Source organism: Streptomyces sp. SM10, from assembly GCF_002910915.1.
Lineage (GTDB): Bacteria > Actinomycetota > Actinomycetes > Streptomycetales > Streptomycetaceae > Streptomyces.
In genome coordinates this window covers 1-9,867 of record NZ_NEUF01000083.1, presented here as the reverse complement: position 1 = coordinate 9,867, position 9,867 = coordinate 1, and the positions used below count along the sequence as shown (strand labels likewise).

Genomic DNA, 9,867 nt, shown 5'->3' with positions numbered 1-9,867 from the left:
CCTCGATCGTTCATGAGTCCTCGTCGGTGCGCTGACGGGGACTCTGTGCTTGCGAGGTGCGGAACTTCGTGGGCCGGGGCAGGTTGACGGCCCGGCTGTCGCGTCGGGTGGGCGCCGGGTTCCACGGTTCCGGGATGTCGCTGGTTCGTCGGGGCGGTCGGAGTTGCTGGTCAGCCGGGGTTCTGTAGGGCTGCGAGCCGTTGGATCGCGCGGGTGATCACATCCGTCCAGGGCCATCGGGCGGTGAAGCGGAGCCAACGGCGGCGGCCCGTGGTGACCAGCTGGGCGGCGGCAGAGAACAGCCGTAGTCGAAGCCGTTTGGGCTCCCAGCGGCGGGTCTCTGCGGTCAGGGCGAGCATCGGCATCCAGGCGAGTAGGTCGAGTGCGAGGGAGACGATCTCCAGCCAGATCTGGTTCTGAGCGGTGTCGTGCAAGGGGAGGTTGCGCAGGCCGGTGTCTCGGGCGTTTCGGATGCGGTCCTCGCAGCGGGCCCGGCGGCGGTGACGTAGTTCGAGGTCGGCGAGTTGGCCGCCCTTGGTGTTGGTCGCGAAGCAGGTGAGCCGTAGTCCGTCGAGGTCGGTGAAGCGCAACTGGGCCCCGGGGTGCGGGCGTTCTTTGCGAACGATCAGCCGCATCCCTTTCGGCCAGGTGGTCAGGTCGGGCATGTCGGTGATCTCCGCGACCCAGGCGCCGGGCCGCTCGGTGCCACCGGAGTCATAGGCCGGCGTCCATGCCTTCTTCGGGATCTTCAGCACGGCCTGGTGGATGGCGTCGGTGATGGTCATTCCGACGGAGTACGACAGCCACCGGCCCGGTTTGGAGAGCCAGTCGAGGAAGGCGTGGGTGCCGCCGGCGGAGTCGGTACGGATCAGTGTCTGACGGCCCCGTCGCAGGTGTTTGGGGAGTTGAGCCAGGGCGAGTCGCGCTGTTTCGATGTGATCGCTCGCGGTGTTGGAGCCTGCGTTGCCGGGCCGCAGCAGGGCTGCCACCGGCTCTCCGGACCCGGCCTGGCCATGGTCGACGAACGCGACGAGCGGGTGGTGGCCGAAGGTCTTCTTCCAGGTCGCTGTGGCGTCCTGCTTCTCGGAGTGCGCAAGGACGAGCACGCCGTCGATGTCCACGATCACCGAGCCGTCGGCGGCGGGGCCGTTCGCCCCGGCCAGGTCCCAGACCCGCGAGCGTACTTTCGCCCGAGCCGACCGAATCGCGGTGAGCGCCTTTGGTCCGGCAGCGGCAAGGGCGTCAATGAGCCGTGAAACCGTCGGGTCGGAGGCCACCGGCCCGAACACGGCCGGCTCGGCCCGCAGCAGGGCGACATCGGCGAGGCAGTCCCCGCCCAGAGCGACTCCGAGCGCGACATCCAGCAGGATCTTGCCCGGCTCATGCACTGCCCGCGGCTTGCGCCAAGGCGCCAATGCCGTCGATATCGCGGTGTCCAGACCCAACTTTCGGACCGTCTCGACCAACAGCACCGCACCGGCCTGCGAGACCGTCCCGCTGCCACTGCCCTCGACGCGGACGCGCGGGTACGACCCGATACGCTTACTCACCTGGAGAGTGCTTCTTTCGTGCGGCTGACTGGACCCTAGACAAGTCCCATCGTTGCAGGTCAGGAGCACTCTCCGCTTATTTGATCAAGCGTCGGACAACCCCACTCGTGAAAGCCCGAGGCTAGGCATGAGAGAACGCTCTGACCGCGTGCGCGGTCGGGCAGAGCAGGACCCCATCACGAGTGAGGGGCACGCAGCGGGCACGATGACGACGGCAATGGTTCTACCAGGGCGGCTTCTACTCGCCTGACCTGCGGGGGAATCCAGAAGCCGCCCAACCGCCAAAAGGTCTTGAAAACCGTCGTGGCAGCGATGTCACCGTGGGTTCAAATCCCACACCCACCGCAGCAGGTCAGCGTAGGCGCTGGTCAGAAGGGGTGTCTCTCACTGAGAGACACCCCTTCGGCGTTTCACCCTGTCTCACCCCGAGCGCCTGAATCTCACGGTTGATCAGCCCGCATGGACCATGTGTGGGCCAGGATGACACCCCTCACCCGCGCTGCTCAAACAGTTGTCGATGGGTATGGCTTGTGGCGGGTGGGTCGAGCGGCGCGTGTTTTCGGGGCTTCAGTCGCGATGCTTTGCGCCCCTGACGGCTCCCGAAGCGTCCGAAAGACGCCCTTGTTTTGAGTTCCGTCCCTGATTTGATCAAGGGTTGCGAAGATCAATCCAAGGGGAGTGGCGTTCTCAACGCAAAGAGCATCGGAAGTGCCTTCGGCGTGCTGTCGGCGGCGGGGGCTTTGACGGTTGGCGCTGCGTCCACGGCGAGTGCTGCGTCGTCCGTCACGAAGGCGACCGTCCCAGGGACTGCGGTCATGCCGCCATTCGGGCGCCGCGGCGCCAGACGGCACGGGTGTTGAGGGTGTCGCTGATGTTGCTGGTCGGGTCGCCGTCGACCAGTAGGAGGTCGGCGCGGAGGCCCTCGGCGATGCGGCCCCGGTCGCTCAGGCGGAAGCGGCGGGCCGTGGTCGCCGTGGCCGCGCGCAGGGTCCGTGCGGGTGTGAGGCCGGCTGTCACCAGGTATTGCAGTTCGTGGTGCAGGCTCGCTCCGTGTGCCAGGCCCCCGAAGAACGTCTCGGGCATGGAGACGTCGGTTCCGGCGAGCACGTCGACACCGGCAGTGTCCAGTGCGCGCACGGTGTCGTAGACGTCGTGGAGCTTGCCCTGCGGGTAGCGGTCATAGCTGGAGCGCAGGGTCCGGTCCCAGTCGGCGTCGAGGCGTGCGGCGACCCGGGGGTCGTCGGCGAGTTCGCTGCCGGTGATCCCCATCATCGAGGCGTTGAGAGTGACGCAGGGGATGACGAACATGCCCGCGTCCTTGATCAGGCTGATGATCTCGGCGGTGTGCGGCTGGTCCATGAACACGTGGGTCACGCCGTCGATGCCGGCTTCGGCGGCCGTCCTGGTGGCCTCCACGGTCAGCGCGTGGGCCACGGTCAGTGCGCCGTACTTCTTGGCTTCGGCGACACCGGCGTGCACGGTGGCCCGGTCGAGCGTGGGCAGTCCGGGGTGTCCCTCTACGGTGCCGTCGTCGATCATGAACTTGATGAAGTCGGACCCCCGGGCGAGGAGCTGCGGCACGAAGGCGGCGGCCTCCTCGGGTGTGGTGGAGAACGGCATCAGTGGCATGACCGGGGGAAGGTCCCACTTGGGCCGAAACCCTTCGGGCATCAGCTCGCTCGGGTGACCGCCGGGCGGTGTGATGGCGAAGCCGGAGGAGCGCACGTCAGCCTGTGTGTCGTCGTCGGTGATGACCCCCCGGTTCTCCCGGGTGTTCATCCCCTGCATCTCCAGTTCGGTCGTCACCCCGAACCGCAGGGCGAGCGCCAGGGAGCCCGGGGCGGAGTGGACGTGGGCGTCGATGAGTCCCGGCAGCAGTGTGGCGCCGCTGCCGTCGACGATCTCGCTGCCCTCGGGAGCGTCGCCACCGACGCGGGCGATCCTCCCGCCGTCGATGACCACGGTCCGCACGCCGACCGCCTTCTCCCCGTCGAAGATCTGCGCGTTGGTGATCGCGGTGAGCGCCATGGCGGTCCGCCTCTTTTCCTGGTTCGTTCAAGATTTACATACCTGATGCTATGGACTTATTTAATGGTATGCAAATGTGCTGGCCGGGCCTAGACTCGGCACATGAGCAGCACCTCCTCCTCCGAGCAGCCCTCCGACGACCGGGCGCTGGATCAGATCGGCCCGGCGCTGTCCCGTCTGCGGCGACGCGCACCGGCCACGGGCAAGGATCTCTCCCGCAACCTCGTGCTCAACGTCATCGCCGACGCGCCGGGCGAGACGACCGTCGGCGGGCTTGCCGCCGAGATGGGCGTCGCGCAGCCGGTGGCCAGCCGGACCGTCGCCGCCTGCATAGCGGACGGGCTGCTGCGGCGGGCGGCATCCCAGTCCGACGGGCGCCGCACCGTGCTCGAACTCACCGAGCACGGCGAGGCCGAACGCAACCGCTTCGCCGTCGAACAGCGAGAAGCGTTCCTGGAGATCACTGTCGCCTGGTCGCCGGAGGAGCGGATCCAGTTCGCACGGCTCCTGACTCGATACGGAGCCGACGCCACCGCCTGGTCCAGGAAGCAGACCCCAAGCCGCGATTGAACGGGCAGCGCCCCGAGGCCGGCCACGGCCGGGAACCCCAGGCGTCGATTGCGCTGACGGACGATCTACCGTTCCGACACCCATCCGTGAACAGGGTGCGAGTCCTGGCAACCGGCCACACCAGCCCTTTGAGGTGTGACCTCAAGTCGGGATCACACCGAGGATCGCCCGCTGCGGCGCCTCGCACGGATCCGGCCTGGGCAAGATCCGCTGGTCCGTCGAGAGGGCCTTCGCCTGGCTCCACCAGTTCGAACGGCTCCGCATCCGCTACGAGACACGCCGCCTGGTCAGGAGTTGGGTCGGGGGCTGGTCAGGCGGGCGGCCGAGGCGATTGCGGCGCGGGCTTCCTGTTCGGTGAGGCCCGTGCGGATCGCGGCCTCGGTGAGGGCGTCCGCGAGGGCGTCGCCGAAACCGTGCTCGTAGGCGCGGCAGGCCGCCCAGAACAGACGGGTGTTGCGCTGGCCCTCGTGTGCGGCGCGCACGAACTGGACCAGGCCCTCGCCCTGCCGGGAGGTGGGCGACGTCCTGCCCGCCGGGTGGCGGTGGGGGCGCGGCGGGGGTGTGAGCAGGCGCAGGAGGGCGCGGGGGCAGGGTGCCGGCGGAAGGTGCGCCGTGCCGGGTGCGAGCCGGTACCGGCCGTGGGTGGTGACCGAGCCGGGGCCGACCAGGTAGCCGCCCGCCCCGCGTACGTCGATGCCGGGGGCGAGGCGGCCGGCGGAGTTGGGGACGGAGACGCCGGACGGGCCCGTCAGCCAGAGGTGCCGGCCGCCGCTGGGCGTGAGCACCGTGACGGTGGCCGGGATGGTGAACAGGTGCTGGAGGGCCAGGTGCTGGAGTGCGGCGACGGAGTCGTTGCCGTGGGTGGTGTCGATGTCGAGGTCGATGCCGATGAGGCGGTGCGGCGGCCGCCCGCAGGCGATGCCGTATCCGGTGGCCCTGGGTGCGGCGGCGAAGAGCGCGCGGACGGTGGCCGGATCGGTGGTGGCGTCGTGGACACCGTGACCGGGCAGTCCGCAGGCGCCCCTGCAGTGCACGGGAGGGGACTCGTCGCGGTGGGGGGAGCGCAGGGCCGGGAGCTTGGTCGCGGACAGGGGGAAGACGGGGAGCCCGTGCTCGGCGGCAGAGAGCGCGTGGGTCAGGGCCAGGGTGGCGGTCTGCCGGTCGGTGGTGGCCATGGAGCCATTTTCGTACAGACGTTCGAAGAAGGGAAGAGGGTGCTGTGTTCTGCCTGCCGGTGCTTCCCCCGTCCGGGAGGTTTGCCGGGTCGTCCTCATACGTGCGGGGGAACCGGGCGGCCCGGGCGGTTCACCGGGCGCGCGGTGGGCATTTCTGCTCCCGCGACGTCGTGATCAGCACCGAGGTGGCCGGCCGGCCGCTTCGGGACCAGCCGTATGAACCAGCCGTATCAAGCCGCATTCCGGGTTCTGGAGGAAATTGACATGGCACGTATCCGTACCGCTCGCGCCCTCGCTGCCGTGGCCGCTCTGCCCCTTGCCGCCGCTCTGTTCGGAGGGGTCGCCGTGGCGGACAACGGTGCGTTCGCGAGCGACGGATCGAACGCGGGCGTGGCGACCATCGGGTCGGCCGGTGTGGGTGGGGACAACACCGGCAACTCGACCACGCAACAGCAACAGGCCGTGGGCGCCGGTGCCTCCAACTACAGCAACACGGTCCAGGTGAGCGGATCGCCCTACACCTACATCGACCAGTCCACCTACAACTTCTACGTGATCTTCCCGCCGCTCTGGGGCAACTGAGTTCCGGTGGTCCGTGCGGCGTCGCCGCCGCCGCACGGGCCACCTGCGCCGGAGGGGAACGGGGCGCCTGTCCCTGGGGTGAGGACCCTGAGGCCGGATCCGGTGCCCTCCACCTTCAGGAGGTGGAGCCCGTCCGGCCCCTACAACCTGAGACGGACGTGGCTTCGGGACCTGGGGCCGATTACCTCGACCCCACCCGCTCCTAGCGTGGAGTGATGACCACGCCAGTCTGCACCGGTGCCTCCAGGGCGGCCGCTGCCTCCGCCGGACACCGCCGCTATCCGTCGTTCTCGTCGTACGTGCGGGCCCGGGGCCCTGTGCTGCTGCGCACCGCGCGTTCCCTCACCGCCAACCCGAGCGACGCCGAGGACCTGCTCCAGACCGCCCTCACCAAGACGTACGTCGCCTGGGAGCGGATCGAGGACCACCGGGCGCTCGACGGATACGTCCGCCGCGCCCTGGTGAACACCCGTACCTCGCAGTGGCGCAAGCGCAAGGTCGACGAGTTCGCCTGCGAGGAGCTGCCCGAGAAGGAGGCCCCGCCCGCTCCGGACCCGGCCGAGCAGCAGTCTCTGCACGACGCGATGTGGCGGGCCGTGCTCAAGCTCCCGGACCGTCAGCGGGCCATGGTCGTCCTGCGGTACTACGAGGACCTCAGCGAGGCCCAGACGGCCGAGGTGCTGGGGGTGTCCGTCGGTACGGTCAAGAGTGCCGTGTCCCGGGCGCTCGGGAAGCTCCGTGAAGATCCGGAGCTCAGCCCGGTGCGGTGACGCGAGCCCCCGCGGGGGCCTGCGGCCCGGCCCGTTCCGCAGGTGGTCCCTGCCCTGCGTGCCTGTGGGCCGAGCCTTCCTCCGTCGGTGATCCCCGCTCCGCCCGCCTGCGGCCCGCCCCTCTCCGCCGGTGATCCGCACCACCCGCGCGGGCCGCGGCGCAGTCCGGTTCTGCGGACCGACACCGATTGGTACCCCCGGAAGTAGTGACATACCGCTTGGTATGTGAGCAGAATCAGCGCACCTTTACTGCCGCGTAGCGCCCACCGGGAGGACGCCGTGCTCAGCACCATGCAGGACGTACCGCTGACTGTGACCCGCATCCTGACTCATGGGATGACCATCCACGGGAAGTCGCAGGTGACGACCTGGACCGGCGAGCCGGAGCCGCACCGGCGCAGTTTCGCCGACATCGGCAGGCGCGCCTCGCAACTCGCGAACGCCCTGCGCGACGAGCTGGGCATCGACGCCGACCAGCGCGTGGCAACTCTCATGTGGAACAACGCCGAGCACGTCGAGGCCTATCTGGCCATCCCCTCGATGGGCGCCGTGCTGCACACGCTCAACCTGAGGCTCCCCGCCGAGCAGCTGATCTGGGTCGTCAACCACGCCGACGACAAGGTCGTTCTCGTCAACGGCTCGCTGCTGCCGCTGCTCGCACCGCTGCTCCCCCACCTGCCGTCCGTCGAGCACGTGGTGGTGTCCGGCCCCGGCGACCGCTCGGCGCTGGACGCTGTCGCGCCCCGGGTGCACGAGTACGAGGAGCTGATCGCCGGCCGTCCCACCTCCTACGACTGGCCCGAGCTGGACGAACGCCGGGCCGCCGCCATGTGCTACACCTCCGGCACCACGGGCGACCCGAAGGGCGTCGTGTACTCCCACCGCTCCATCTACCTGCACTCCATGCAGGTCAACATGGCGGAGTCGATGGGGCTGACCGACAAGGACACGACCCTGGTCGTCGTGCCCCAGTTCCACGTGAACGCGTGGGGGCTGCCGCACGCCACCTTCATGACGGGCGTCAACATGCTCATGCCCGACCGCTTCCTGCAGCCCGCTCCGCTCGCCGAGATGATCGAGCGGGAGCGGCCGACGCATGCCGCCGCCGTGCCGACCATCTGGCAGGGGCTGCTGGCCGAGGTCACAGCCAAGCCCCGTGACCTCACCTCCATGGCCAGCGTCACCATCGGAGGCGCCGCCTGTCCGCCCTCCCTGATGGAGGCGTACGACAAGCTGGGCGTCCGTCTCTGCCACGCCTGGGGGATGACGGAGACGTCGCCGCTCGGCACCATGTCCAACCCGCCCGCCGGTCTCACCGACGAGCAGGAGTGGCCGTACCGCATCACGCAGGGCCGTTTCCCGGCCGGCGTGGAGGCACGCCTGGTCGGTCCGGCCGGGGAGCACCTGCCGTGGGACGGCGAGTCCGCGGGCGAGCTGGAGGTGCGCGGCACCTGGATCGCCGGCGCGTACTACGGGGGCGCTGACGGTGGGCACCTGCGCCCCGAGGACAAGTTCAGCGAGGACGGCTGGCTCAAGACCGGCGACGTCGGCGTGATCAGCGACGAGGGCTACCTCACGCTGACCGACCGGGCCAAGGACGTCATCAAGTCCGGTGGCGAGTGGATCTCCAGCGTCGAGCTGGAGAACGCGCTCATGGCGCACCCGGACGTGGCCGAGGCCGCGGTCGTCGCCGTCCCGGACGAGAAGTGGGGCGAGCGCCCGCTGGCGACCGTCGTCCTCAAGGAGGGCGCCACCGCCGACTACGCGGCGCTCAGGACCTTCCTCGCCCAGTCCGTCGCCAAATGGCAGTTGCCCGAGCGCTGGACGATCATCCCGGCGGTGCCGAAGACGAGTGTGGGCAAGTTCGACAAGAAGGTGATCCGCAGGCAGTACGCCGCCGGGGAGCTGGACATCACCCAGCTCTGAGCCGGCTCCCCGTACGGGAAGCCCGGCACGGGGCCACGGCGCACGACGAGGGCGGTACGGGTCTTCCCGTACCGCCCTCGTCGTGCGCGTCCGATGATGTCCGGCCGTCAGTTCGTCCCTATCTTCGCCAGCAGATCCACGATCCGGGACTGCACCTCGTCGCTCGTCGAGCGCTCGGCGAGGAAGAGGACCGTCTCACCCGAGGCGAGCCCGGGCAGGTCCGCCTCCTCCATGCCGGCCGAGGTGTAGACGACCAGCGGCGTGTGGTTCAGCGAGCCGTTCGCGCGGAGCCAGTCGATGATCCCGGCCCGTCGGCGGCGTACCTGCATCAGGTCCATCACGACCAGGTTGGGCCGCATCCGGGTGGCGAGGTCGACCGCCTCGCTGTCGCCGGACGCCCGGGCGACCTGCATGCCGCGCCGCTCCAGGGTCTCCGTCAGCGCGAGCGCGATCTCCTCGTGCTCCTCGATCACCAGGACCCTCGGCGGATGCTGGTCGCTGTCACGCGGAGCGAGTGCCTTGAGGAGTACGGCCGGGTCGGCGCCGTACGCCGCTTCCCGGGTCGCCTGCCCCAGACCCGCCGTCACGAGTACGGGGACCTCCGCCGCCACGGCCGCCTGGCGCAGGGACTGCAGCGCCGTGCGGGTGATCGGCCCGGTCAGGGGATCGACGAACAGCGCGGCGGGGAACGCCGCGATCTGCGCGTCGACCTCCTCACGGGAGTGCACGATCACCGGCCGGTAGCCACGGTCGCTGAGGGCCTGCTGCGTGGACACGTCCGGGGCGGGCCAGACCAGCAGCCGACGTGGGTTGTCCAGCGGCTCCGGGGGCAGTTCGTCGTCGACGGGCTGCGGCTGCGGGCGGTTGGCGATCTCGACCGCGCCACCGGGGCCGTCCAGCGGCTCCGGACCCTCGGCGCCCTCGTCGGGGGCCCCTATCGCGTACGAGCGCCCCTCGGACGCGGGCGGCGACAGCAGCCGGCCCGGGCCCGTCACCGTGCTGCCCTGGGTTCCGCCGGGCTGCGGAGGGACAGGGGCCGGGGCGGGCTGCGGCGGCACGGGTGCCATGGCGGCCGGAGCCGCTGCCGGTGCCGGGCGCTCCGCCTCGGGCGGGGCGGCGAGCTTGCGGCGCCGTCCGGCACCGCCCAGCGTCTGGTTCTGCTGGTGCGCGAGGTGCTGCGCGAAGGGCACGCCCTGCCCCAGGGTCCGGACGCTGAACGCACGCCCCTGGGTGGAGTCCGAGGACTCGGGCATCGGCGCCTCCGCG

8 protein-coding genes, 1 tRNA gene and 1 pseudogene are annotated in these 9,867 nt (G+C 70.1%); 6 read left to right on the top strand and 4 right to left on the bottom strand.

The features are described 5' to 3' along the window. Positions 1–170: 170 nt before the first annotated feature. Complete coding sequence (locus B9S57_RS11900) at positions 171–1,550, bottom strand: IS1380 family transposase (RefSeq protein ID WP_103515523.1); 1,380 nt, start codon at positions 1,548–1,550, stop codon at positions 171–173. A 253-nt stretch (positions 1,551–1,803) separates the two neighbouring features. Here B9S57_RS11900 and B9S57_RS34430 point away from each other — a divergent pair. After that, positions 1,804–1,897: transfer RNA gene (locus tag B9S57_RS34430), tRNA-OTHER, on the top strand. A 466-nt stretch (positions 1,898–2,363) separates the two neighbouring features. Here the strand turns inward: B9S57_RS34430 and B9S57_RS11895 are convergent. Beyond that, positions 2,364–3,578, bottom strand: coding sequence for an amidohydrolase family protein (locus B9S57_RS11895; RefSeq protein WP_103515522.1), 1,215 nt, complete (start codon positions 3,576–3,578; stop codon positions 2,364–2,366). A 102-nt stretch (positions 3,579–3,680) separates the two neighbouring features. Here B9S57_RS11895 and B9S57_RS11890 point away from each other — a divergent pair, with 102 nt between their 5' ends. Both B9S57_RS11890 and B9S57_RS36350 read left to right on the top strand, forming a co-directional pair. Beyond that, complete coding sequence (locus tag B9S57_RS11890; RefSeq protein WP_103515521.1) at positions 3,681–4,148, top strand: MarR family winged helix-turn-helix transcriptional regulator; 468 nt, start codon at positions 3,681–3,683, stop codon at positions 4,146–4,148. Positions 4,149–4,296: 148 nt separating this feature from the next. Next, positions 4,297–4,428: pseudogene (locus B9S57_RS36350) on the top strand (transposase); the annotation flags it as partial. 7 nt (positions 4,429–4,435) lie between these two features. Here the strand turns inward: B9S57_RS36350 and B9S57_RS11880 are convergent. Beyond that, entirely contained in the window at positions 4,436–5,323 is an 888-nt protein-coding gene (locus tag B9S57_RS11880) for a bifunctional DNA primase/polymerase (RefSeq protein ID WP_103515520.1), read from the bottom strand. Positions 5,324–5,587: 264 nt separating this feature from the next. Here B9S57_RS11880 and B9S57_RS11875 point away from each other — a divergent pair, with 264 nt between their 5' ends. The 3 genes from B9S57_RS11875 (at position 5,588) to B9S57_RS11865 (ending at position 8,601) form a co-directional block, all read left to right on the top strand. Then, on the top strand, positions 5,588–5,905 hold the full coding sequence (locus B9S57_RS11875) for a hypothetical protein (protein WP_103515519.1): 318 nt from the start codon (positions 5,588–5,590) through the stop codon (positions 5,903–5,905). Between the two features lie 215 nt (positions 5,906–6,120). After that, entirely contained in the window at positions 6,121–6,675 is a 555-nt protein-coding gene (locus tag B9S57_RS11870; protein WP_103515518.1) for a SigE family RNA polymerase sigma factor, read from the top strand. A gap of 279 nt (positions 6,676–6,954) precedes the next feature. Continuing rightward, positions 6,955–8,601: a long-chain fatty acid--CoA ligase gene (locus B9S57_RS11865; RefSeq protein WP_103515517.1), complete on the top strand. Its 1,647-nt coding sequence runs from the start codon at positions 6,955–6,957 to the stop codon at positions 8,599–8,601. A gap of 107 nt (positions 8,602–8,708) precedes the next feature. Here the strand turns inward: B9S57_RS11865 and B9S57_RS11860 are convergent. Next, positions 8,709–9,867: response regulator (locus B9S57_RS11860; protein WP_146057747.1), on the bottom strand; the 1,159-nt coding region annotated here is incomplete at its 5' end.